Source organism: Stagnimonas sp. FW305-C-60 (assembly GCF_058782965.1).
Genome location: NZ_JBYSYF010000001.1, coordinates 1,213,643 through 1,236,668, shown reverse-complemented (window position 1 = coordinate 1,236,668; position 23,026 = coordinate 1,213,643). Strand labels below are relative to the sequence as shown.

Sequence of the window (23,026 nt, the reverse complement as noted above, 5' to 3'; positions counted from 1 at the left end):
ACCATAGCCGCGAGATCGGGCCGCGCAGCAGGCGGATTCACGAGCGGGGGCGGAAGACGTGGACCTTGTGCTTGTTCATGGTGTCTTCAAAGCCCACCTCGACCTCCAGGTCCATCTTCATGTCCTCCGGCTTGATGCCGACGACGTTGGAGACCATGCGGATGCCTTCGGCCAGCTCGATCACCGCGACGATGGGCGCCTCGCGGAAGCCAAACGGTGGCGGGTGACGCGGGATGGTCCAGGACACCACCTTGCCGGTACCGGCCAGCTGGACTTCCTGCCGGTTCAGGCTGTGGCAGTGCGGGCACATCGGCCGGGGCGGGAACACGAACTGGCCGCAGTCGCCACACTTCTGGCCGATGAACTCCTCACGGTCACAGGCCTCCCAGAACGTCTTGGCGTCGGGAGTGACGATGGGGGCGATACGGATCGGCTTGGGCGCGGCGGGGGCCGCCGGGGCACCTTCGGTCGGAGTGCTCATAGAGTCCTGGAATGTATACGGAATGCGTTCGCGCCAATGCAGTCTGGGGCGCCATGACTCCACGGTAGCGGGCGGCCGGCGACAACTGCCTGCCACAAACGGGTGAGTTGGAATTCCCATTGCCCCGGCAACGGCAGGCAAACGAGGATGGCTTATCCATGACAGGTCGTGCGACCAGAGCGCGGAGGGCGCGCTGGCGCGGCGTAGACCAATGAATTCCAAACTCCAAGGAGAGCAGGCATGAAGCCTGGACGTAGGCTGTACCGTGGTCTGAGTCTATTGCTGCTGGTCACCCTAGGCGCCTGCGGGCGCTCCTCGCCCCCCGGGGCGCCGGGCGGTACCGACGGCGGCGACAGCAACAAGGCGGAGGTCCGCCGCACCGAGTACGGCCTGGTGCACATCAAGGCCGACAGCTACCAGGGCCTGGGCTATGGCTACGGCCATGCCTTTGCCGAGGACAACCTCTGCGTCATCGCCGACAGCTACGTGACCGTCAGCGGCGAGCGCAGCAAGTACTTCGGCCCCGATGCCAGCTGGGAGTTCACCGGCAACGGCACCACCAACAACAATCTCAACTCCGACTTCTTCTTCAAGCTGCTGATCGCCGAGCAGCGGGTGGAGAAACTCCTGGCTCTGGCGCCACCGCGCGGCCCGCGTCCGGAAGTGCGCGCCCTGGTGCGTGGCTATGTCGCCGGCTACAACCGCTACCTGCGCGAGACCGGCATCGCCAATCTGCCCGACCCCAGCTGCCGCGGCGCCCCCTGGGTGCGCGAGATCACCGAGATCGACGTCTACCGCCGCTTCTACCAACTGGCGCTGCTGGCCTCCTCCGGCGTCGCCATCGACGGCATCGGCGGCGCACAGCCGCCGACCCTGGGGCTGATCCCGCAGGTGCCGGCCCTGCCCAGCACCGAGCAGCTGCGCGAACTCGGCAAGGCCTATCAGGGCATCCAGATCGGCAGCAATGCCATTGCCCTGGGCAAGGCCGCCACCAGCAACGGCCGCGGCATGCTGCTCGGCAATCCGCATTTCCCCTGGGACGGCTCCGAGCGCTTCCATCAGGTGCACTTCACCATCCCGGGCGTCGTCGACGTCACCGGCGTCTCGCTGTTCGGCGTGCCGCTGGTGGTGATCGGCCATACCAGGAATCTGGCCTGGAGCCACACGGTCTCCAGCGCCTGGCGCTTCACGCCGTACCAGCTCACGCTGGTGCCGGGCCAGCCGACTTCCTACCTGGTCGATGGCGCGGCGGAGGCGATGACGCCCTACCCGCTCAGTGTGGAGAGCCTGCAGGCGGATGGCAGCCTGGGGACGGTGGATCGCACGCTCTACACCACTCGCTGGGGCCCGGTGTTCACCAGCGTGCTGGGCCTGCCACTGTTCCCCTGGCTGCCGGTACAGGCCTACGCGATGGCCGATGCCAATGCCGAGAACTTCCGCTACGTCAATCATTTCCTCGAGGTGGATCGCGCCCAGTCCACCGAGGAGCTGCTGGAAGTGCTCAAGCGCAACCAGGGCATCCCCTGGGTCAACACGCTCGCCGCCGACAGCGCTGGCAAGGCCTTCTACGCCGACATCTCGGTGACGCCCAATGTGCCGGACGCCAAGGCGCTGAGCTGCGCCGGGGTGCTGGGCCTGGTCACCCAGCCGCTGCTGGGCCTGCCGGTGCTCGACGGCTCGCGCAGTGCCTGCGCCTGGGATGTCGACGAGGACGCGGTGCAGCCCGGCACCATCGGCCCGGCACGCATGCCGCACCTGTTCCGCGACGACTACGTCACCAACTCCAACGACAGCTACTGGCTCTCCAACCCGGCCGAGCCGCTGGAGGGCTATGCCCGCATCATCGGCGACGAGCGCAGCGAGCGGCGCATGCGCACCCGCCTGGGCCTGGTGATGGTCGAGGAGCGCCTCGCCGGCAGCGATGGCCTGGCCGGCAATACCTTCAGCCGCCAGCAGTTGCAGGACCTGCTCTACAGCGACCGCCAGCACGCCGCGGACCTATGGCTGGACAGCTTCCTGCCGTTCTGCCAGCTGACGCCGGTAATGCTCGGCGCCGGCGGCCCGGTGCTGACCTCCGAGGCCTGCGCGGTGCTCGCCGCCTGGGATCGCACGAGCCGCCGCGACAGCCCGGGCGCGGCGCTGTGGGAGCGCTTCATCGCCAACCTCTACGGCCCGGCCATCCCTTCCGGCTCGGCTGCCGACTATGGCGCCTTCGCCAGCGTCTGGACCCAGCCCTTCGACGTCAACGATCCGGTGCACACGCCCTCGGGCATCAACCTGCTGAACCCCCTGGTGCAGGCCGCCTTCGCAGCGGCCATTACCGACCTGCAGGGCGCCGGGCTTGCGCTCGATGCCAGCATGGGTCAGGCGCAGGTGGAGATGCGCGGCACGGAGGCCATCCCGATCCACGGCGCCTTCGGCGACTACGGCTCGTTCAACGACATCAAGTCGGTCTGGGACGCTGTCCACGGCTACAACGACGTGGTGCACGGCTCCAGCTTCATCGAGGTGGTGAGCTTCGACGGCGACGATTGTCCGGATACCCAGACCATCCTCACCTATTCGCAGAGCGCCAACCCCGCCTCGCCGCACTATGCCGACCAGACCTGGCTGTACTCGCAGGGCGGCTGGGCGCCGGCGCGCTACTGCGAAAGCGAGATCGCCGGGCACCTGAGCAGCACGCGGACGCTCGCCGAGTAGCGCGGTAAAGAAACTGCCGAGCCTCCCCGTTGCGGGGAGGCCTCAGGCCAGGGCCAGGATCGACCGAGGCCTACTTCTTGGCCTTGGCCGCCTTCTTCTCGGCCGCAGTCTTGGCCGGCTTCTTCTTGGTTTCCTTCTTGCGATCCATGCCCTTGCTCATGCCGATGGCTCCGGTTTAGTGGCCGAGGGTTCCGCGGTTTCACCGCGGGCCAGCTTCTTCAGGCGCTTTTCTTCCTGCTGCTTGTTTTTCTTCAGTTCCCGCTGCCGCTTGTCGAACTGGTAATTGGGCTTGGCCACGGGAGCTCCGATGATTGGGTTGCACAGTGTAGGCCTTAAGACGCGCGGGCATCGGTTTTGACTCCCGCGGCGCTGCTCACAGCCCCGGTTCCGGCTCCGGCGGCGCGCGGCTGGGCTCGGCCTTGGCCAGGGCCATCCAGGTGGCGAAGCCGAGTTTCAGGGGCCGTTTCGGGGCCAGCCTGGCGACTTCGAGGCGGCTCTCGCTGGCAATCAGCACCCCGCACTCGGGCGGGATTTCGGCAGGCTCGGCGATGCCGGCCTGCAACACGTAGTAGCACTCGGCCGACAACGCGAGGTAGCCGGCACGCTTGTCCGGCTTCTTGAGGTCGGAGAGCAGATCGGCACGGCGCACCTTGATCTCGTGCACCACCGGCTCGACGTAGTCCTCCACCGTGGTGTTGCGGATCGAGTAGACATCCGGCCGCAGTTGCAGCCAGCTCTCTCCCGGCTTGGCCCGCAGGCTCAGGCCCCGGTAGGCGACGCGGCCCTGGCGCTGCATTTCCTCGGCAACGCGCTGCACCAGCGACTCGTGGGCGTCGAAGGCGGCGCGGTTGCGGTCCAGCGTCTGCGCCAGATGCGCGATGCCGGCCTCGGTGACGCGCAGATACTCCTTGCCGCTCGGCTCCAGCCGCCGCTCCAGCAGGCCGGCGGCCAGCAGCTCGATCTCCACCGTATCCAGGCAGGGCCAGCCGGCCGAGCGGTACATCTGCCGCAGGCGGCGGTCGTGTACGCGCGAGAGTTGGTTCGGGCGGGTCTCCGACACGGGGCTCCTGGACGGCGGCGGGCAGCGCATTCTGCCCCAGGGAAACCCGCCGGCAGAGGCCGGGGCGCAACAAAAAGCCCCCGCCATCCTTTGGATGGCGGGGGCCTGCGACCGAGCCCGGAGGCGCGGATTCTGTAGCCGCCCTCAGCTGTCGTTGCCGATGCGGATCAGGGCATCCAAGGAGAACCGGCGGCTGCTGATGACCTCATCCGACTCGGTATTTACCTCCACCGCAAAGCCCACGCGACCGGCCTTGGAGAAGTAGACCGTCACCGGCGAGCTGCCCGGAGGCGACACCACCACCGTGTTGTTGGCGCCCAGGGCCCAGGTGCCACTGCCGCTGTCGCTCTCGTCGGGGGTGCCATTGGTGCTGACATAACCGGTCGACGTACAGCCGCTATTGGTGCAATCCGGACCCTGGGCGCGGAATCCGGCGGACTTGTTGACGGCGGAATAGGTGAAGGTGCCGCCGGTGTCGCTGGTCGCCGTGAACGTCAGCGAAACATTGGAGCTACCGGACGCGGAGGTAATCGTGTGATTGCCGGCATTGCTTCCGGTCTCGCTCTCCAGCGACAGCAGCTTGTAGGTACCGACGACATCGGCGGCGGTAAGCGCGGTGTTGACGCTCTCCAGCGCAGCCACCTTGGTTTCCAGCGCCGTCACCTTGGTTTCCAGGGCGGCGGCCTTGGTCTCCAGCGCGGTGGCGGCATTGACCAGGGCGGTGAAATTGGCGTTGACCTGCGCGGCGACTGCGGGCGTTCCGGCGGTGAAGGTATTGGGCACCGAGGCCGCCAGCGCGGCGACGCTGAAGGTGGACAGGGCGAGGAAACGAGTGATGTGCTTGTTCATGAAGGGGTTCTCCGAATTTGATAGTCGTGCTTGCCGCTTACTGCCAACGAACCTGGTCCCAACTTCCGCCGTCCCATTGCAGCGGCGGCTTGTCCTCGACGTTGATATTCACGTCGTCGCTACCACCGCAACCGGCAAGCAGCAACAGGCTGGACGCCGCCAGTACCCGCAGCCATCGGCGTGTGGCCGCCTTGGGCTCGCGGGGGATCGTGCGATCCATCGGCGCCGCCTCGCCGTGTAAGTTTCTTGTGCTCATAAATCCTCCGAAAAGCACCGCGTGGACCGACGCTTCGAACCCGTCCCTGGCCCCGTCTCGCCGACTCGCCCTCACCAACGAGGGCACGAGGCATCTTGACCAGCCTCGACGCGGCCGACCTTGACGTAGGTCAATCCGGCCGGAGGGGGCAGGCCTCCCTCGCCATCATCGATCGCTCGCCATTCACTCCGGCTGACAACGCCGCTGATCGCCGCGTCTGCGATCATGGGCGCGAGGCTTACGCGCAGCGGCGCGCAAGCGCCATTTTTCCGACCCGGATTCGGTTCCCTGTGAGCAAGTACGGCGGTCCGCTGCTGACCCTGGAGATTCACCAAGCCCTGCTGGCGGCGCGCGCCGCTGGCCACGCGCATCTGGAATGCACGCTGGACCTCGGTCGCACCCGCACCCACGTCGAACCGGGCGCCACCGGCTGGCACTGGCAGAACCAGAGCTACCCCTACGCTCAGGCCTGCAAGGAACGCACGATCTATTGGTGGACCGGCGAGGGCTTTCAGCCGGTGGCCCGCTTCGGCGGCGGCGGGCTGATCAAGCTGGTGCCCACAGCCTGGGGGCCGCCGACCTTCGAGATCGACGGCATCAAGATGCTGCCCACCGCGCAGGTTTCGCCGTATGCGGATGCCGAGCGCAAGGTCGGCCTGATCGAGCCGCGCGGCAAGCGCATCCTCGACACCTGCGGCGGGCTGGGCTACTTCGCCGCCTGGTGCCTGCGCGGCGGCGCGCTAGAGGTGCAGTCCTTCGAGAAGAACCCCGACGTGATCTGGCTGCGCGGCCTCAACCCCTGGTCGCCCGAGCACGCCGAGGGCGAGCAGGGCGAACCGGCGCTGCGACTCACCGAAGGCGATGTCGCCGAACGGATCGTCGGCCTGCCCAGCGCCAGCATGGACGCCGCGCTGCACGACCCGCCGCGCTTCGGCATCGCCGGCGAGCTGTACTCGCAGGCCTTCTACAACCAGCTGGCGCGGGTGCTGAAGCCGCGCGGCCGGCTGTTCCACTACACCGGCAGCCCCAACAAGCTCACCAGCCGCCGCGACGTCCCCCGGGAAGTGGCCGGCCGCCTGCAGAAGGCCGGCTTCAGCACCGAGCTGAATGGCGACGGGGTACTGGCGGTCAGGCTTTCCTCAAACCGCTGAGGCGGCTACTTGCGCGCCAGCGGATTGGGCGTGGGCTCGGCGAGCTTGCTGAGCGTGTTGCGATCGGTGTGGTGAAACGGCTCGGCCTGGCCCTTGATCATCAGCACGGTGTCTTCCTCGTAAGACCAGGTGCCGTCGGCATCGATGCTGACCGCGATGCGGAACTCCACGGTGCGGAAGGCCTGCTCCAGAAACGGCGCGGAGCGGATGCCGAACGAGATGTCTTCGGCCGTCGCCCGCACCTCGAAGCGCCTGGCGTCGGCGGCGGCCTGGCCGCTGGCCATCACGATCTGCCCACGGGGAATGGTGAGGGTGTGGATGACGGTGCCGGTGGCCGGCTCCCAGAGCCAGTAGCCCACCTGGTCGTGATAGGTCTTCACCTGCCCCGGCTTGACCACATGGGTGTGGTAGCGCAGGCCGTAGAGCAACTGCGGACCATTGGTCTGCGGGTCGATGGGCTGCAACTCGATGCGCTCGACATAGGCCTGCTTCTTCGGGCCCTCGGCCTTGGGCTTCACGTCCAGACCGCGCGTGCCCTCCCAGATGCCCGCCATCCCGGTCAGCGGGCCGAGATTGCGCAGGGTGTCGACGTCGATGTCGGAGGGCTCGGTGTAGATGTCGCTGGGGAATTCGCTCATGGGTTCCGTGCTGGAGGAAACTGCGGCATCCCCGGATGGGGACTCGATGGTGCCGGCAAATGATAGCTTCGCGCCTTGCCCGCAACCCATCGCAAGCCGGCGCGAGCCGCTGGCGGATGCGCCCGGTGAAACGGCCGTGTTCACAGCGGCGGAGCCGTTCGGCTTGGCCGCCTGCGTGGCGCCGGGATAGATTCCCGGTCGTCCACGCAACGGGCGTGGCCGGAGGAGTATCCAGTTGAGCTATCTGTTCGGCGTCGGCGGCATCCTGCTGTTTCAGGCCGCGTTCTCCTACGCGCTGATCCTCGCCAGCAGCGGCAACGGCTCCTTCGTCGGCCTGGGGGTGATGCTGTTCGCGGTGATGGGCATCCCGGCCACCGCGCTCGCCAATCTGCTAATCATCCGCGACCATCGCCGCGATCCGGCACGACCCTATCTCGGCCGCCTGCTGCTGTTGGCGCTGGTGCTGCCCGCGATCCAGCTCGCCCTGCTGGTTCTGGTCGCCGTGTTCAATCTGTAGCGGCGCCACCATGCCCGGCCTGCAAGCCCTCCCCAACAGCCAGTGCCCGCTCTGCGGCGGCGCGAATCAGTGCGCGCCCGCGCGGGCGGGAACGCTGAATGTCGAATGCTGGTGTACCCGGGCGACGATCAGTCCGCAGGCGCTGGCCCGCGTGCCGGCGGAGTTGGTCAACCGGGCCTGCCTGTGCCCGCGCTGTGCGGCCGGTCTGCCGCCGCCGGACTCAAACTAGCGTGGGTGCCCGCGGCGCCCGATCTGGCGAGACTCCCGCCTGCCTTCAGCGCACCGCGATCTTGCGCGCCCGCATCATCCAGCGCACCACGCCCAGGTAGGCATTGGGCAGCAGCCGCGCCAGGATGTCCTGCGCGCGGCCGTCGCTGATGAAGATGCGGCCGGTGTTGCGCTGCACGCCACGCAGGATGATCTGTGCCGCCTTCGCCGGTGGCGTGCCTTGCTGCAACATGCGGTGGAATCGCTCGGTGCCGCTGTTGTGGTAGTCGGCGTTGAGGGTGATGTCGGTCGCCACCGCGCCCGGATGCACGGTGTGGAAGCTCAGATTGTCGATGCCACGCAGCCGGTGCTCGGCGCGCAGCGCGTCGGTGAAACCGCGCACCGCGAACTTGGTGGTGCAGTAGGGCACCAGATACGGCAAGGCCAGGATGCCCTGCGAGCTGGAGAGGTTGACTACCGCCGCCTCCGGCCGCTTCAGCAGATGCGGATAGCAGCGCTGGGTGGTGTGGATTACGCCCCAGTAGTTGATGGCGGTGATCTTCTCGAAGTCGGCCTCGCTGACCTCGCCGAAGGTGAGATCGCCCAGGGCGATGCCGGCGTTGTTGATGAGCAGGTCGATGTGCCCGTAGCGGGCCAGCACCTGCTCGACGAAGCCGTCGATGGCGCGCTTGTCGGCGATATTCACCGTCGCGCTCAGGTAGTCGGCACCCAGTGCCTGCAAGGGCTGCTCGGTGGATTCCAGCTTGGCGATGTCGCAGAAGGCGACCTTGGCCCCCTGCTGCGCCAGCGCCAGCACCAGATGGTGGCCGATGCCGTTGCCGCCACCGCCGGTGACGATGGCGACCTTGTTCTTGTAGCTCTTCATGCCGGCGCCCTCAGCGGCTCGATGTGGCGAGAAAGTCGCGGTAGATCGCGGCGCTCTCGGCCGGCTGCTCCACCGAGGGCATGTGGCCGATGCCTTCACGGATCACCAGCGTCGCCTTGGGCAGGCCAGCCGCCCAGACCTTGGCGCTGCTGACATGGATGAGGCGATCCTGATCGCCCCAGAGCACCAGCGTCGGCGCAGTGATCTCGGCCAGGCGGTCGTCCAGCCAGTCGCGGTCGTAGAAGCCGCGGAAGATTTCCGTCAGCTCGGGGCGCCGCTGCTGATAGCTCTCGGCCATCGAAGCCAGCACGATGCCGGGCAGCCAGGGCGGCTGCGCCATGGTCATGGCGTAGAACTCGTCGAACTCGGCGCGCGAATGCACCTCGAAGGGATTGCGCCCCGCCTCCAGCATCCGCCCCATGTCGCTGGGCTCGGGCGAGTGGACGCCGGCGGCGTCGATCAGGCCGGCGCTCAGCGTGCGCTGCGGGAAGGCCAGCGCGAAGTGCGCGGTGATGAAGCCGCCCATGGAATTGCCGGCGATGTGCGCGCGCTCGATGTGCAGGCTGTCGAGCATCGCCGCCACCCGCCGCGCCTGGGCCGGTGCGCTGTAGTCGAGGCCGGTCACGAAGCCGGTATCGCCGTGGCCAGCGAGGTCGGGGACGATCACCTCGTAGCGGTCGAGCAGGTGCCTGGCGAAGCGCACCCAGACCTGCTTGTCGGCGCTGTAGCCGTGCAGCAGCACAATGGTTTCGCGGCCCGGCTGCGTGCCGCCGCGATAGACGCTGAAGGTCACGTCGCCGGCGGCGATCTGCTCGCGGTGGAAGCCGGACAGGCGCGCCTCCAACTGGCCGCCGTCGTGGTAGATCCAGTGGCCGAGCGCGGGATAGGTGACCGCGATGGCGATGGCCGCCACGACGGCAAGGCCGGCGGCGACGAGAGCGAGCGTGCGCTTCATGTTTGGATTCAGCCCTGTGTGCGGTCGGTGGAGTTCAGCGCGCGGCTGGCGGGATAGTCGCGGGCATCCAGCACCCCGCCCATGTCGTGCCAGACGATGGGATTGAGCCAGCGCAGCGGCAGCAGCTTGGAGCCCAGCCAGATCTTGAAGGAGTCCTTGCCGTAGACGATGCGCGGCTGGCGGCGGCGGATGCCCTTGATGACGTAGCGGACGATTTCTTCCGGCGGAGTGGAAAGGTATTTCTTCTTGAACGCCTGGGTGTGCTCGGCGCGGGTGATGTTGGTGTTGATGCCGCCCGGGTGCACCAGATGCACACTCACCGGGCTGCCCTGCAATTCCACCATCAGCGCCTCGGTGAAGCCGCGCACCGCGAACTTGCTGGCGCAGTAGTCGCTATTGCTGGGCGTACCGATCAGACCAAAGACGCTGGAGACGTTCACCAGCGCGCCCTCGCCGTTGGCGAGCAGTTGCGGCAGAAACACCTGGCTGCCGTGCAACACGCCGTAGAAGTTGATGCGCATCACCCGCTCGAAGGTGGCGAGCGGCGTGGCCCACATCGGCCGGCCGGAGCCCTCGATGCCGGCATTGTTGATGACCACATGGGCGTTGCCGAGCGTGGCCTGCACTTCGGCGGCAAAGCGCTCCATCGCCGCGCGGTCGGAGACATCGAAGACGCCGAGGTGCACACGCAGGCCCGGCACGCCGTTGAGCAGAGCGCGGGTCTCTTCGAGCGCGGCGGCGTCGTAGTCATTGAGCGCCAGGCGCGCGCCCAGCCTGGCGAATTCCAGCGCGTAGGCGCGGCCCATGCCGGACCCGGCGCCGGTGATGACGACGGTCTTGTCCTGAAAGTGTTTCATCGCGCGACCTCAGGCAAAGCGGTGGTGCTTGGGCTTGAAGTGCGCCGCCAGCCAGCGGTAGGTGAAGCTGAAGCCCGGGAACATGGCGATGACGTGGCCGCTCTTGCTCTGGTACCAGCTCCGGCAGCCGCCGGCCTTCCACACGGTTTTCTCCATCTCCGAGTGGATCATGCGGGTGTACTCGGCCTCGGCCTCGGGCTTGACCTCGATGGACTGCTTGCCCGACTGCTGCAGGCGCTTGAGGCTGTCGAGGATGTAGTTCATCTGCGACTCGATGATGAAGATCGCCGAGGTGTGGCCGATGCCGGTGTTGGGGCCGGTGACCACGAAGAAGTTGGGAAAGCCGGGGATGGCCGTGCCCAGGTAGGCGCGCGGGAATTCCTCCCAGACCTTGGCCAGCGACTGCCCGCCCTTGCCGAGCACCGGGTAGGAGATCACGCCATCGGTGGCGTCGTAACCGGTGGACCAGATGATGAGATCGACATCCACCTGCTCACCCTGCGCGGTGCGGATGCCGCTGGCGTTGATCTCGGCAATGCCGTCGTGTTTGTCGTGCAGCTTGACGTTGGCGCGGCTGAGCGCCGGGTAGAGCGTGCTGGAGAGGATGATGCGCTTGCAGCCGATGGTGAAGTCCGGCGTGAGCTTCTGGCGCAGCACCGGGTCCGGCACCTGGGTGGCGAGATGCTTGCGCGCCACCCGCTCGGCAACCACGTTGAGCATGGTCTTGGAGTACTTGAAGCCGATCACTCGCGTCTCCAGCCCCCAGTAGATGGCCCAGCGCAGCAGCTTGTGCAGCGGCTTGAAGCCCAAGAGCCAGCGCTCGAAGCCGCTGAAGCGGCGATCCGGCCGCGGCAGCACCCAGTGCGGGCTGCGCTGGAACACGTGCAGCGAGCCCACCTCGCCAGCAATGGCCGGGATCACCTGCGCCGCGCTGGCGCCGCTGCCGATGATCGCCACGCGCTTGCCGCGATAGTCATAGTTGTGGTCCCAGGCATTGGTGTGAAAGCTCTTGCCCTGGAAGGACTCGCGGCCGGGGAAGTTGGGGATCACCGGCGTGCTCAGCGGGCCGGAGGCATTGATGAGGATCTGCGCCTCGAAAGTCCCGGCCGCCTCGGTCTCGACGATCCAGCGCTTGCGCTCCTCGTCCCAGTGCACCTGCCGCACATTGGCGTTGAGCGTGGTCTTGTCGCGCAGGCCGTGCTTGTTGATCACCTCGTTGGTGTAGCGCTGCAACTCGTCCTGCTCCACGAACATCTGCGACCACTGGTAGGGCTCGCTGGAGATCGAGTACAGCGGCGACTGCACATCCACCGCCGCGCCCGGATAGCTGTTCTGGCACCAGGTGCCACCCATGAAGTCGCGGCGCTCCAGGATGCGGAAATCATTGATGCCCTGCTCCTGCAGGCGAATGGCGGCGCACTGCCCGCCGAAACCGCTGCCGATGATGACGACCTTGTACGCCTGCATGCGCTCCTGCTCCTCGATGAGCCCCGAGGGGCCGTTTATGTGATGACAATGGACATCACTTTATTTCTGATGACGCATGTCATCAAATAACCGCATGGCGACACCCACGGAAACCACCGAGCCCGGCCGCACCTACGGCGGCGAAACCGCCGCCGACCGGCTGGCGCGCCAGCGCCGGCAGTTTCTGGACGCCGGCCTCACCCTGTTCGGCAGCATCGGCTACCGCGCCACCACCGTGCGCCTGCTGTGCAAGCAGGCCGGCCTGATCGACCGCTACTTCTACAAGAACTTCAGCGACACCGAAGAGCTGCTGGCGGCGATCTACACCGAGTCCATGGACCAGATTCAGGCCGAGGTGATGGCCGCGCTCGCGGCCGCCCTGCCCTCCGGCGACACCGAGCGGATTGTCACTGCCGGGCTGGATACCTTCTTCAAAGCGTTTGAGAACGCCCGCGTCGCGCGCGTCTGCTGGCTGGAAGTGCTGGGCGTGAGCCCGCGCATCGACGCGCTCTACACCCGGCGCATCGAGCAGTTCACCGAGCTGCTGATCTCGGTCGCCCAGCGGCTATTGCCGCGCTGGCCCGCCTCCGACGACGAAGCCCACTACATCGCCATGGCCCTGATCGGCGGCGTCACCCAGTCCGCCGCGCATTGGCTACTGAGCGGCTACCGGGCACCGAGGAAGGTGCTGGTGACGGCGAATGCGCTGTTGTTGCGGAGCACGATGGGGGCGTTGGGGTAGCGGGGTTTGCCACTTGTCTAGGCTGTGAACATGCCTGCGCCAATAACGACTGCGTTGTGCCAGAAGCGGACGTTCAGCCACGCCCGAGGACCGGGACGTCGATCCTTGTGGTGGTCCGGAAAAGGCGCAAAACTAGCCCAAAGTAAGGGCGTCCTTAACGGCACCCGGACGCGCTGTTGTTAGGGAGACAGCCGTTTGACGCATGCAGGGAAAATCAGGGGCTTAGCGATGACGAAATCCGCCCGGACTATCAATTGTTGTGCGGACCCGTGTCCGCCTATTCGCCGTTGGGCAGCAGAATGAAGACCAGCACTAGGGCGCACGTAACAGCAGGGGCGTTAGCCATTCTGGCACTCGTGCCCGGAATTCCTGCAGTGCTTCTCACAACAATGGCAATTTGGCGTGCGGGATTGCCATACAACAGTGAAGGTAACTACTTTGACGGCGTAGTCGTCTATCACTCTGGTGGTGATATCTTTTACGGAGCACTTGCTATGCCCTTCTGGGCATTCATAGCTTTTGCTTGCATCGCGGCGTTTCGCTACTTGAGGCATGCGCGTGCAGCCCAAAAAGGCACTCAAGCGGACGCGGCTTCGCTGCGCCGCTTAACTTGAGCGCTTGCCCATGGAACTAATTGTCTTGCTCGAAAAGCTTCGGGCCCTGCTAACGGCTGCTCCGCCATTGGCGGGGCGCGGCGTGTTTGGGCAAGAGCAGTTCGCGTGGCTTGGCCGAGCCTCTGCCCTCATATCGGCGTGGAACCAGACTGAAGCCATCTCGTTTGGAGTTGCCGCCACGAGCCTAGCTGGAAATCTGAATCGCGAGATGAACGTGGGCACGATCTTCACGACGATCCACAAAGCGATCGCTCAGCTTGAGAACGCGTTACCTCAACCCGCCGGCCAAGCGTTTGGTCCAGGCGCGGCTTACGATTTCTTCCGAGCACTGCGAGCACTGGTGGCCGCCACTGATAGGAGCCTCTTTATCGTTGATCCATACATGGATGCAGAGACGTTTGATGGCTATCTCTCTGCGCTTCCTTCAGGTCGAGGTGTGCGGCTCCTTTTCTCCCGGTATGCCGATGATGTCCGAATCGCGGCGGGCAAATTCTCTAAGCAACACGGCGGAGTCATGGAAGCGCGGAAAAGCGAGGACATTCACGACAGAGTTGTCTTTGTCGACGGCACACAATGTTGGGTATTGGGTGCTTCTATCAAGGATGCCGCTTTGAAGAAGCCTACCTACTTGGCTCCTCTTGCCGCGGACATTGCGATACAGAAGACAAGAATCTACGAGGACGTTTGGAATGCGGCGAGGTCAATCTAACGGGTCGGTCGACTCGGACACATTGCGGCAGGGGGCCGCGCAGCGCCGTTGGGGGCCGTGCACCGTGCGACCCCTTGCCACGACGTGCTGGCCACCTGCACGTTAGCCAACAGCAGGTAGACTCTTTCATATGCACCAGCGGTCGATCGGGTACAGACGCTCCACTTCAAAATGGTCGCTCAGACCATCTTTAGATGGAGAGAAGCAGGTTCGACTCCTGCCTGGTGCACCGCGATGAAGCACACGTTGGCTCGAAAGGCGTTCAAGCAGCATTTGGGGCAAGCCAACCACTTTCTTGTAACAACTTTAGTGGCACTCGACTGCTTGGATAAGAATCCCCGGCACGAAGCATCGGGCCTACACGCCGCTTGGTCTCCTAAGAGCGCGCCCCACTCCATCCAGCGGTCCCGGGTTTTCATTCTGCATTCGTTCCTGGGCTCCGCGGTCGATGCCCTCGACGTTTACTTTTCTCTGCTAAATCGCAAGCCCGACTTTCTTCAGGACAAGGGTTTCTCTGAAGGCCTTCAAGCTTGCAAGCGTTCAGTTCACAAGAAGGCCACGGAATTCGCCAAGTGGGTACCGAGCATCAATGTCGACGCGGCTCTAGTTGAAGTTCTAATAACTTGGCGCAACAACGTCATGCACGAGCTAGCCGACAATCTGGTGTCGGACAGCTCGAAGGACGCGCTTGAGACGCACGCACATCAAATTGCACTTTCGTATCGCAACTTGAATCCAGAGAATCTGGCAAAGAAGGCAGAGATGGGCGCTGATCTGACGTTTAAAGAAACTGCTTCGCTTATCAGTGCTGCGCATAACTTCGTTGAAGCAATTGACAGTCACGTTCTAGCGAAACTGGACAGGCCAGCCTTCTACCTCAATCTGTTGCGCGACTGGCTTTTGCAAAACCCAGGCAATCAAGGGTTTCGCACCCGACTCTTCGATACTAACGCCGACCGCTGGGATAGCTTCATGTCCAACTGGGCAGGCAACACGCTTCATGCATCAACACTGAGCAGGGCCGATCTCGACTCAATTAAAAAGCTGGTTCCCTCGTTGAAGTCGGCTGTCGGCTAGCAATTAGTCCAAGCCGACGCCGCTTCGCGGCGCGGCTCAACTCAGGCTTCGAGCGGCTGCTTAGGGCTGATAGCCGCCATTCCTCCCGCAGCAACGACGGATACAAAAAAGCCCCCGCAGCGTACGCCGCGAGGGCTTCTCTTGCAGCCAGTCCGCCTTACTTCTTCGCTGACTCTTGCGCCAACATCCCCGCCATGCCCTGCTTGGGCGCTTCCTTTCCGCCAGCAGCACTCGGCGCCGGGCGCGGGGGCATGCGCGGCATGCCGACGAAGCCGATGGCCATCTGCTCTTCCATGGTCTTCACTTCGTCTTCGCTGTAGCCCAGGCCGGCGAGGATTTCCTTGGTGTGCTCGCCCACCAGCAGCGGCCGGCCCTGGATTACGCCGGGGGTGTCGCTGAGGCTGAATAGCAGACCAATCTGGTCGAGCTTGCCGACCACCGGATGCGGGTAAGACACCACCAGCCCCTGCTTCTGGAACTCGGGGTTGTCGTGCAGGCGGCGCGAGAACTCCTCGTCGACGATCTCCACCGGCACGCCGGCGGCATCCAGCTCGGCAAACCACTCGGCGGCGGTCTTGGCCTTCATGCGGCCGTCGATGAAGGTCGCCAGCGCGGCGTCGTGCTCGGTACGCGCCTCGGGGGTGGCGAACTGCGGATCAACCGCGAGCTTGGGCGCGCGCAGCACGGTGAACAGCTCGTCCCAATGGCTCTGCTCGACCAGCACGAAGCACAGCCAGCGTCCGTCCTTGGCCTGGTAGAGGCGATGGCCGGCGGAATAGCCGAGCTGATCGCCACCGATGCGCGGGCGGGCAAAGCCCTTGCCCTCGGGCGTGGCCACCGCGTAGCTGGTGTTGAGCAGCGCGGCATTGATGATGGAGGTATCCACAAACTGGCCTTCGCCAGTGCGGTCGCGGTGGTAGAGCGCGTTGATGATGGCGGTGGCGGAGAGGAAGCCGTTGCCGGTGTCGCCAAAGCTGGTGAAGCTCCACAGCGGCCGGCCGACTTCGCCGTGTGCGCCGGGGCGCGCCATGCCGCCATCCTCAAACTGGATGCCGGAGAGGCAGGCGCCGGTCTGGTCGTTGCCGGGCAGGCCGGCGCGCACGCCGCGTTCGAAGCCGCGCGAGTGGGCGTAGATGAGCTTGGGGTTGATCTGCTTCAAGCTCTCGTAGTCGATCTTCAGGCGCTCGGCGGCGTCGTAGCGCATGTTGTGCTGCACCACGTCGGCCTGCTTCACCAAGTCGAGCAAAATCTTCATCGCCCGCGGGTCTTTGAGGTTGAGCGTGATCGACTTCTTGCCGCGGTTGGCCATGTAGGCGATGTGCACGCGGTGCCAGAACAGATCGAACAGGCCGTTGACCTTGATGACCGTGGCACCGAGATCGCTGAGCAACTGCGTGCCGAAGGGGCCAGCGATGGCGAGGCCGAGATCAAGCACCACCACGCCTTCCAGCGGCGACTTGATCTGCTTGCCGGCATTGGCGGCGGCGGTGGCGGCCTTGGCCTCGGCGAGTATCTTCGCCGCCTCGGCCTTCACTTCGGCGGTGTTGGCGCCGGCGGCGACCGGCGCGTGGCCGGGCTTGCCCTGCGTCTTGCTCATGTTGAAGGCATTGCCGACGGTGCGGATGCGGCCCAGCACCGGGTCCTGCACCTCGGTGACGCAGCCGTCTTCAACAAAGGCGTTGTCGGCCAGCGACTCCTCGATGGAGCGCACCGGCTGCATGGTCATCTCGGCGGTGGCGGCGGCCTGCACCCAGTCGGCGACCGGGAACTTGGCGACCGCCTCGGCGAGGATGGGCTGGTAGTGCGACATCACCAGAATCTCTTCCGGGCCGGTGCCGAAGCGGTCCGGGTCGTTCTGCACGGTGAGGTCGGGCGAGGCGTTGAGCGTGTCGCCCTCGGCGGCCTGCAGGATGAAGCGCGGGTTGGGCACCCAGTTGTGCAGCCACTTGCCGTCCTTGGCCTGGAAGTGGCCCTTGGGCGACTTGCAGTTGAGGATCCAGGTATCAAAGCCCGGTGCATCCGGCTTTTCGGCGCGCTGCCAGACGCCGGCGGCGCCGGCCAGGGCACCGGCGAGCAGCGAGGTTTCCACCCACTGGCCACGGCCGGTCAGCTCGCGGGCGCGCAGCGCGGCGGAGATACCCAGGCTGGCGTTGAAGAAGGCGCCCAGGCTGGGCCAGTGCGAGGCCACGAACAGCGGGCCTTCGCGCGGCGCGCCCTGCACCCAGTCCTGCGGGATTTCGAGATCGGGGAAGGGATCGGGCAGACCGCTGATGTGGTTGAGCGCGCCTTCCGCCCAGCCGCGCTGCTCGAACATCAGGCCGGTGCGCGCCTGCACCAGCGCGTCGTAGGCCGGGCGCTGGGCCAGCTCGCCTTCGCGGCCGTAGCCGGTGATCGAGCAGTACACCAGGCGCGGGTTGAGCTTGCTGAGCGTGGCGTAGTCGATGCCGAGCTTGGTGGTGGTGCCCGGCGAGTAGGACTCCACCAGCACGTCGGCGACCTGCGCCAGAGCCAGGAAGGCCTTTTTGTCCTCGGCGTTCTTCAAGTCGAGGATGGCGCTGCGCTTGCCGCGCTGCCAGACGTGGTAGCCGAGCTGGTTGCGGTAGGGATCGCCGCCGGGCGGCTCGATCTTGGTGACCTCGGCGCCGTTGTCGGCCAGCAGCATGGTGGCCATCGGGCCGGCGATGCCCCAGGTCAGGTCGAGGACTTTCAGTTTTTCGAATACGGCGGACATCTGTATCTCCGTGAGGGGTGAGGCGTGAGGCGTGAGGTGAGGGCTGAGCTGCGGCTGCGCCTCACCCCTCACGCCTCACGGATTTCAAAGCGCAAAAGTCTTCAGTGCGTTCTGGCTGACGATCTTCCGGCGGTCGGCTTCGCCGATACCGGCCTCGGCGCACTGGCTGATCACCTGCGCCTGCGAGTTGGGCCAGCAGGTGGCGGGGTGCGGGAAGTCGGTGGACCAGTACAGGCAGTCGGCGCCGAAGTAGTCGTAGAAGGTCTTCAGGCCCTTGGGCTCGTACATGAAGGTGGCGCCGCACTGCTGGCGGAAGGTGTCGCTGGGTTTCTGCTTCACGCCCGGGAACTGGTAGTGCAGATCCATGCGCGGGTCGAGCAGGGTTTCGAAGAACCAGGGGATCCAGCCCAGGCCCGGCTCGACGAACACCACCTTCATCTTCGGGTACTTCTCCAGCGTGCCGGTGAGTATCCAGAAGCACAGCGTCTCGGCCATCGGCGCCCAGGGCAGCGCGGTGAAGATGCCCTTCTGCGGCGTCGGATCACGGCGGAACACGTCCCAGAGATCGGCCTTGAGGTCGAGGTGGTTCATGATCGTCAGCCCGGTCTCCTCGATGGTCTTCCAGAGCGGGATGTAGCGCGGATCGTGAAAATCCGGCAGGCCGAGATCGGCCGGGAACGGCGTGAGCTGCACGCAGCGCGCCTTGTTGTCGCGCGCCAGGCGGGTGACTTCGCGCACCGCGAAGTCGATGTCGATCAGCGGCAGCTGATAGGCGCAGAGCAGGCGGTCGGGGCTGTGCGCGGCAAAGTCGCGCATGCTGTCGTTGTAGCCCTTGAAGACTTCCTTCCAGTCGCTGCCCATCAGCTGCGGCGTGCAGATCTTGGCGCCGCCCAGCTCGGGAAAGATCACCTCGGCCTCGACGCCATCGCGGTCCATGGCCTTGAGCTTGTCGGCGGGATTCTTGTAGCCGGGGTCGTTGGAGGCCTCGGGGTCGACGAAGTCTTCGAGATGCAGCTGCGGCTGGCCGCCGCGCAGCACCTTGGCGGCATAGGCCTCGGCCTTGGCGCCGGCCTCGTCCCAGACCGCGTGCAGCTCGCGGCGCAGGCGCTGCTTGATCCAGTCGTTGGTGAAGTAGACGTGCGAATCGGCGGAAACCAGGCGTTCCTTGATAGCGGCGGTCATCGGGGCTCCTCCAGACTGTTTTGGGGTTCTGGCGGCACGGAGCCGCGGCAACCGATCTGGCGGCTGCCGCCCGATTACAACGGCCGCGCTCCCCAGGCACCTGCCTCAAATGGGTGAGACTCACCAGCCCGATGAAACCGCGGCGCCCGGCTCCAACCGGGCGCCGCGGGCGTTGCCCTAGTTACCGCCGCGGCGCACGCCGTCCAGCGTGAACTCGTTGGCACCCGGCTCGCGACGGTTGAACCGCGCCGAGGTCGGCTCCTCGCTGGTGATGTTCTCGGCGCTATAGGCGCCCGATTGCAGGTCTTGGTAGAAGCTGGCGTTGAGGTAGTAGAACTGGCCGTCGTAGGCATAGGCGGCGCAATTGCTCACCACTCGCCAGAGCTGGCCACGAGTGTCGTAGTTGTCGGCCAGCAGCGCCTGCCAGGAGTCCTCCTCCACATAGAAGCGGCGCTTGCCATAGACATGGCGGGTGCTCTTCTTGAGCGTGCCTTCCACCACCCACACGCGGCGCAGCTCCCAGCGGATCAGATCGGGGTTGGGGTGACCCCGGGTGCTGATGACATCGGCGTAGCGGGTGGCCGGGTCTTCCAGCCGGTTGGTGTGGAAGGGCACGTAGACCTCGCGGCGGCCGATCAGCTGCCAGTCGAAGCGCTCCGGCGAACCGTTGAAGCCGTTCTGCTCGTCCACCACCCGCGGGCCGGTAGGCATCGGGTAGTCAAAGCCGACATCCGGCGACTTGCGCAGGCGCCGCGAGCCGGGGTCGTACTGCCAGGCCTGACGCGGCGCGCCTACGAAGTCGAAGGTGTTGACGGTGTAGGAGATCTTGCCGGCGTCGCGCGGTGGCGCCTTCTGCACGCTGATGCTCTGCGAGTAGATGCCGTCGTCCCAGTGCGCGCGGTCGTCACCCTTCTGGTAGCGGTTGTAGGCGGCCAGCGTGGTGCGCGACCAGCCAACGCTGCCACCCGGCTGCACATAGGCGCCGACATTTGGCGCCTCGTACATCCAGGCCGAGGCGGTGGTCATGATGTTGAACACCACCTCGATGCCGGTCTTGGGGATCGGAAACGCCGGGCCGCCATAGGCGCCCTTGAGCGTCAGCCCTTCGTTGGAGAGCTTGGCGCCGGTGGCGTTGAGGCGGACGTTTTCGTTGAGCTGGTCGCTGTAGCGGAAATCCCGATGGGTCGCGTACACCGGCATCCGGTAGCTGGTCGGGTACTTGGCGAACAGCGCCTTCTGCCCCTCGCTCAGGCGGTCCTTGTAGGTGGCGAGGTTCTGGGCGGTGATGACGAACAGCGGCTTTTCGCCTGGGTAGGGGTCGGCGTTGCGCTTGCCGTCGTACTTCACCTGCGGCGGCGCGCCCAGCCACTGGCCGCTCCAGGCAGGGATGCTGCCATCGGCATTGCCGGCCATTTCGGCGCCGGTCGGAGTCAGGGTCTTGCCCAGCTGCGCCGCTTCTTCGGCGCTTACCGCCGCCTGCGCGGCCGGCAGCAGCGCGAGGCATAGCAGGCTGGCCAGCAGAGTGCGGCGGCCCGGATGTAGTTGAAGCATGTGGATTCTCCTAATGCAGGAAATCACTGAGCGGCCCTGGGGCGACTCAGAAGCTGTACTTGGCGCTGAAGGCGAGATTGCTGCGGTCGGCCAACGAGCGATTGATGGGGTCGGGAGTGCCGTGATAGCCGTTGTAGGCCAGCTGCAGCTCGAGGTTTTGCAGGTACTTGAAGCCAAACCCCAGGCTGTAGCGCTTGTCGGCCGAGCCGGTGAGGCTGCCCAGCGCACCACCGATGGCCGACTTGCCCTTGAAGGCATTGGCATGCACCAGCGAGACGGTCAGATCCCAGCCCGGCAGCACCTGCTGATAGCCGAACTGCGCCAAGAACTGGTAGGCGCCGGCACTGTCGCCATTGCTGGGCTGGTCGTAGGTGGTGCCACCGACGGTCAGCGGCTGCACCTCGGTCAGCTCCACCCAGGAGGCCTCGCCGACCAGGGTCAGCGTGTCCCACAGCGAGGTCGGCAGTATCAGCCGGGTAAAGCCGAGATTGGCCTGCACCGCGTCGCCGCGCCCTGGAGTCGCGCTGGGGGCGTTGATGCCGATGCCGGCGTCCTGGCGATAGCTCACTTCGCCGGTCAGCGCGGTGCCGAACAGCTGCGTGGAGACGCTGGTGCCGAACATCTGGATGTCGTCGGTGTAGGCGACGTGGTACTGCGCCGGCACCGGCACGAACACCCCGGGGGCGACCTGGATGGCGGTGTAGTCCAACTGCACGCCGACCGGATTCTTGTCGCTGTACTGCAGGTAGTAGAGCCCCGCCTCGGTGGCTTCGCCGAACAGGAACTTGGTGGAGACGCCCCACTGGCCGTCATCGCCAGGTGCGAGGTCGGCACCGCGCGGCACGCGGTCGGCGCCGAACGGCGCCAAGGCCGGCACCAGCAGCACGCTGGCACCCGGCCCCACTACGTCGCTGCCGCTGAAGTAGGCGCCGGGCGGATTCAGCTCGGTGCCCTTCCACTGCCACTGCCAGTAGCCAGCCACGCTCCAGCGCGGGGTCAGGCCCCATTGCGCGTAGACCTGCCCGACCGGCAGCAGAATCTCTTTCACCTCGGTGCCCGGCACGTTCGACTTGGTGGCGTCGGCCGGCGACTGCGCGCCGCTGGCATTGGGGAAGAACAGGCTCTCGCCCCAGCTCACCACCTGGTCGCCGACGCGCAGATCCAGCGCGGTCGAGCCCAGGTCGAAGCTGCTGTAGACGTAGGCGTCGAGCAGCCGCGCGCGCATGCCCAGATAGCGCCGCGCCTCGGAGGTGAAGGCGGTGTTGTCGCCGCTCTTGTTGACCGTGCTCGGCGAGTCGTTGTCGTTGCTGTCGCGGTAGACCTGATCGTAGAAGGCGCTGCCGCGCAGGAACACGCCCTGCCGCCCCTGCTTCAGATTCAGCTCGCCGAGCAGCGCCAGCCGGTTGTTGATCATCGAACCGCCGGCGAAGTTGCGATTGCCGTCGTCGCTGTTGACGTCGGCGGTCAGTGCCGGATCGGGATCTTCCAGCCGCCATGCGGCGCTATAGGTGAGGTTGGCCAGGTAGTCGAGTGAAAGGCTGGGGCTCAGATTGACCGAGCCGGCCTGCGCCAGAGGTAGCCAGAGCAGCGGCGCCGCCGCGAGCAGCTTGTGTGCGGGGCGCCATGCACGCCGACCGCCGACCGTGTTGCCGGACTTCATTTTTATATCTCCTCCCGGACTTTGTTGGATGTCCGGCTGAGGCGATCATGGTCAGGGCATTGGAGACAGCTCCTAGTCCATGCAGACGATGGCCGGGCACAGCCGCGCCGCGCGCCGGGCCGAGGCGGCGGGAAAACTCCAAGGGATTCAGTCCTTCGCCGCGCGCGCGGCGGCGAGGCAGGCTCACCAGCGTTGACCGCAGTCCGACTGAACGGCGGCTCTGGGCCGACGAATGCACTGGCGAACGAGCGGCCGTTGCCCCTGTGCCGGCTGCAGGGCGCCGCCGGACCTAATCGTTCAGCAGCGCCAGCAGCTTCTTGCCCGCCGCCGCGCGGTAGGCGCTGCCGACCAGATTCGCCAGTGCCGCATCGTCGCAATGACGCAGGTGCACACCGATCCAGCCATAGGCACCGACATAGGGCGGACGGAAGAGAGCCTCGGGCGAGGTCTCCAGCAGCATCTCCTGCGCGCCGGGCGGCGCCTTCAGCCAGGCCGCGAGGCGACCATCGCCGTGGTGGTTGTCGCTGTACATCGCGAAGATCTTCTGGCCGGCGTAGAAGCAGGGCGAGCCATGACCCAGCCGCTCGCACACTTCCGGCAGCGCCAGGCAGGCGCGCCGCAACCGGGCCAGCTGCGCGCCATCGGCATCCAGCGAGGCCTCGCGCGGCCGCACCAGCAGGCCGCGTGCGCCGCCAGTTTCGGCGGTGCTACGCGGCTTGCGGCGCGTCGCCATGGC

At 65.9% G+C, this 23,026-nt stretch carries 23 protein-coding genes and 1 tRNA gene; 9 read left to right on the top strand and 15 right to left on the bottom strand.

Going from position 1 to position 23,026, the window contains the following annotated elements; translation table 11 throughout:
* Positions 1 to 37: 37 nt before the first annotated feature.
* On the bottom strand, positions 38 to 481 hold the full coding sequence (locus AC3WT6_RS05640; protein WP_492652580.1) for a Zn-ribbon domain-containing OB-fold protein: 444 nt from the start codon (positions 479 to 481) through the stop codon (positions 38 to 40).
* A gap of 240 nt (positions 482 to 721) precedes the next feature.
* Here AC3WT6_RS05640 and AC3WT6_RS05635 point away from each other — a divergent pair, with 240 nt between their 5' ends.
* On the top strand, positions 722 to 3,181 hold the full coding sequence (locus AC3WT6_RS05635) for a penicillin acylase family protein (protein ID WP_492652579.1): 2,460 nt from the start codon (positions 722 to 724) through the stop codon (positions 3,179 to 3,181).
* Between the two features lie 156 nt (positions 3,182 to 3,337).
* On the opposite strand, the gene AC3WT6_RS05630 is transcribed toward AC3WT6_RS05635, so the two are convergent.
* From AC3WT6_RS05630 to AC3WT6_RS05615, 4 genes are all read right to left on the bottom strand, one after another.
* Positions 3,338 to 3,478, bottom strand: a complete 141-nt coding sequence (locus AC3WT6_RS05630; protein WP_492652578.1) for a hypothetical protein — start codon at positions 3,476 to 3,478, stop codon at positions 3,338 to 3,340.
* A gap of 76 nt (positions 3,479 to 3,554) precedes the next feature.
* Positions 3,555 to 4,241, bottom strand: coding sequence for a hypothetical protein (locus AC3WT6_RS05625; protein ID WP_492652577.1), 687 nt, complete (start codon positions 4,239 to 4,241; stop codon positions 3,555 to 3,557).
* 144 nt (positions 4,242 to 4,385) lie between these two features.
* Entirely contained in the window at positions 4,386 to 5,090 is a 705-nt protein-coding gene (locus AC3WT6_RS05620) for a hypothetical protein (protein WP_492652576.1), read from the bottom strand.
* A gap of 37 nt (positions 5,091 to 5,127) precedes the next feature.
* Complete coding sequence (locus AC3WT6_RS05615; RefSeq protein ID WP_492652575.1) at positions 5,128 to 5,346, bottom strand: hypothetical protein; 219 nt, start codon at positions 5,344 to 5,346, stop codon at positions 5,128 to 5,130.
* 290 nt (positions 5,347 to 5,636) lie between these two features.
* On the opposite strand from AC3WT6_RS05615, the gene AC3WT6_RS05610 reads away from it, so the two are divergent.
* Positions 5,637 to 6,497: a class I SAM-dependent methyltransferase gene (locus tag AC3WT6_RS05610; RefSeq protein ID WP_492652574.1), complete on the top strand. Its 861-nt coding sequence runs from the start codon at positions 5,637 to 5,639 to the stop codon at positions 6,495 to 6,497.
* A 5-nt stretch (positions 6,498 to 6,502) separates the two neighbouring features.
* Here AC3WT6_RS05610 and AC3WT6_RS05605 read toward each other — a convergent pair whose 3' ends face one another.
* Positions 6,503 to 7,135: an FABP family protein gene (locus tag AC3WT6_RS05605; protein WP_492652573.1), complete on the bottom strand. Its 633-nt coding sequence runs from the start codon at positions 7,133 to 7,135 to the stop codon at positions 6,503 to 6,505.
* Positions 7,136 to 7,370: 235 nt separating this feature from the next.
* Between AC3WT6_RS05605 and AC3WT6_RS05600 the strand changes: the two genes are divergently transcribed.
* Positions 7,371 to 7,652, top strand: coding sequence for a hypothetical protein (locus tag AC3WT6_RS05600; RefSeq protein WP_492652572.1), 282 nt, complete (start codon positions 7,371 to 7,373; stop codon positions 7,650 to 7,652).
* A gap of 10 nt (positions 7,653 to 7,662) precedes the next feature.
* Complete coding sequence (locus AC3WT6_RS05595) at positions 7,663 to 7,881, top strand: cysteine-rich CWC family protein (protein ID WP_492652571.1); 219 nt, start codon at positions 7,663 to 7,665, stop codon at positions 7,879 to 7,881.
* A 45-nt stretch (positions 7,882 to 7,926) separates the two neighbouring features.
* Here AC3WT6_RS05595 and AC3WT6_RS05590 read toward each other — a convergent pair whose 3' ends face one another.
* The 4 genes from AC3WT6_RS05590 to AC3WT6_RS05575 are packed head-to-tail and all read right to left on the bottom strand — an operon-like array spanning position 7,927 to position 12,024.
* Positions 7,927 to 8,745, bottom strand: coding sequence for an SDR family NAD(P)-dependent oxidoreductase (locus tag AC3WT6_RS05590; protein ID WP_492652570.1), 819 nt, complete (start codon positions 8,743 to 8,745; stop codon positions 7,927 to 7,929).
* A gap of 10 nt (positions 8,746 to 8,755) precedes the next feature.
* A complete protein-coding gene (locus tag AC3WT6_RS05585; RefSeq protein ID WP_492652569.1) occupies positions 8,756 to 9,700 on the bottom strand; it encodes an alpha/beta fold hydrolase in 945 nt (314 codons plus the stop codon).
* Positions 9,701 to 9,708: 8 nt separating this feature from the next.
* Positions 9,709 to 10,557 carry an SDR family NAD(P)-dependent oxidoreductase gene (locus AC3WT6_RS05580; RefSeq protein ID WP_492652568.1) on the bottom strand — a complete coding sequence of 283 codons (849 nt, stop codon included), beginning with the start codon at positions 10,555 to 10,557 and terminating at the stop codon, positions 9,709 to 9,711.
* Positions 10,558 to 10,566: 9 nt separating this feature from the next.
* Positions 10,567 to 12,024 carry a flavin-containing monooxygenase gene (locus tag AC3WT6_RS05575; protein ID WP_492652567.1) on the bottom strand — a complete coding sequence of 486 codons (1,458 nt, stop codon included), beginning with the start codon at positions 12,022 to 12,024 and terminating at the stop codon, positions 10,567 to 10,569.
* A 76-nt stretch (positions 12,025 to 12,100) separates the two neighbouring features.
* Here AC3WT6_RS05575 and AC3WT6_RS05570 point away from each other — a divergent pair, with 76 nt between their 5' ends.
* The 5 genes from AC3WT6_RS05570 to AC3WT6_RS05550 all read left to right on the top strand — a co-directional run bounded on the left by AC3WT6_RS05570 (position 12,101) and on the right by AC3WT6_RS05550 (position 15,166).
* Positions 12,101 to 12,766 carry a TetR/AcrR family transcriptional regulator gene (locus tag AC3WT6_RS05570; RefSeq protein ID WP_492652566.1) on the top strand — a complete coding sequence of 222 codons (666 nt, stop codon included), beginning with the start codon at positions 12,101 to 12,103 and terminating at the stop codon, positions 12,764 to 12,766.
* Positions 12,767 to 13,065: 299 nt separating this feature from the next.
* Complete coding sequence (locus AC3WT6_RS05565) at positions 13,066 to 13,380, top strand: hypothetical protein (RefSeq protein ID WP_492652565.1); 315 nt, start codon at positions 13,066 to 13,068, stop codon at positions 13,378 to 13,380.
* Between the two features lie 10 nt (positions 13,381 to 13,390).
* The gene (locus AC3WT6_RS05560) at positions 13,391 to 14,089 is read left to right on the top strand and encodes a hypothetical protein (protein ID WP_492652564.1); all 699 of its coding nucleotides are present in this window, start codon (positions 13,391 to 13,393) and stop codon (positions 14,087 to 14,089) included.
* A gap of 132 nt (positions 14,090 to 14,221) precedes the next feature.
* A tRNA-OTHER gene (locus tag AC3WT6_RS05555) sits at positions 14,222 to 14,318 on the top strand.
* A gap of 5 nt (positions 14,319 to 14,323) precedes the next feature.
* Positions 14,324 to 15,166, top strand: a complete 843-nt coding sequence (locus AC3WT6_RS05550; RefSeq protein ID WP_492652563.1) for a hypothetical protein — start codon at positions 14,324 to 14,326, stop codon at positions 15,164 to 15,166.
* Between the two features lie 157 nt (positions 15,167 to 15,323).
* Here AC3WT6_RS05550 and AC3WT6_RS05545 read toward each other — a convergent pair whose 3' ends face one another.
* The 5 genes from AC3WT6_RS05545 to AC3WT6_RS05525 form a co-directional block, all read right to left on the bottom strand.
* The gene (locus AC3WT6_RS05545; RefSeq protein ID WP_492652562.1) at positions 15,324 to 17,897 is read right to left on the bottom strand and encodes a CaiB/BaiF CoA transferase family protein; all 2,574 of its coding nucleotides are present in this window, start codon (positions 17,895 to 17,897) and stop codon (positions 15,324 to 15,326) included.
* Positions 17,898 to 17,981: 84 nt separating this feature from the next.
* On the bottom strand, positions 17,982 to 19,079 hold the full coding sequence (locus tag AC3WT6_RS05540) for an amidohydrolase family protein (RefSeq protein WP_492652561.1): 1,098 nt from the start codon (positions 19,077 to 19,079) through the stop codon (positions 17,982 to 17,984).
* A gap of 177 nt (positions 19,080 to 19,256) precedes the next feature.
* The gene (locus AC3WT6_RS05535; RefSeq protein ID WP_492652560.1) at positions 19,257 to 20,630 is read right to left on the bottom strand and encodes a DUF1329 domain-containing protein; all 1,374 of its coding nucleotides are present in this window, start codon (positions 20,628 to 20,630) and stop codon (positions 19,257 to 19,259) included.
* A 46-nt stretch (positions 20,631 to 20,676) separates the two neighbouring features.
* On the bottom strand, positions 20,677 to 22,290 hold the full coding sequence (locus tag AC3WT6_RS05530; protein ID WP_492652559.1) for a DUF1302 domain-containing protein: 1,614 nt from the start codon (positions 22,288 to 22,290) through the stop codon (positions 20,677 to 20,679).
* Between the two features lie 289 nt (positions 22,291 to 22,579).
* Entirely contained in the window at positions 22,580 to 23,023 is a 444-nt protein-coding gene (locus AC3WT6_RS05525; RefSeq protein WP_492652558.1) for an MmcQ/YjbR family DNA-binding protein, read from the bottom strand.
* Positions 23,024 to 23,026: the final 3 nt, after the last annotated feature.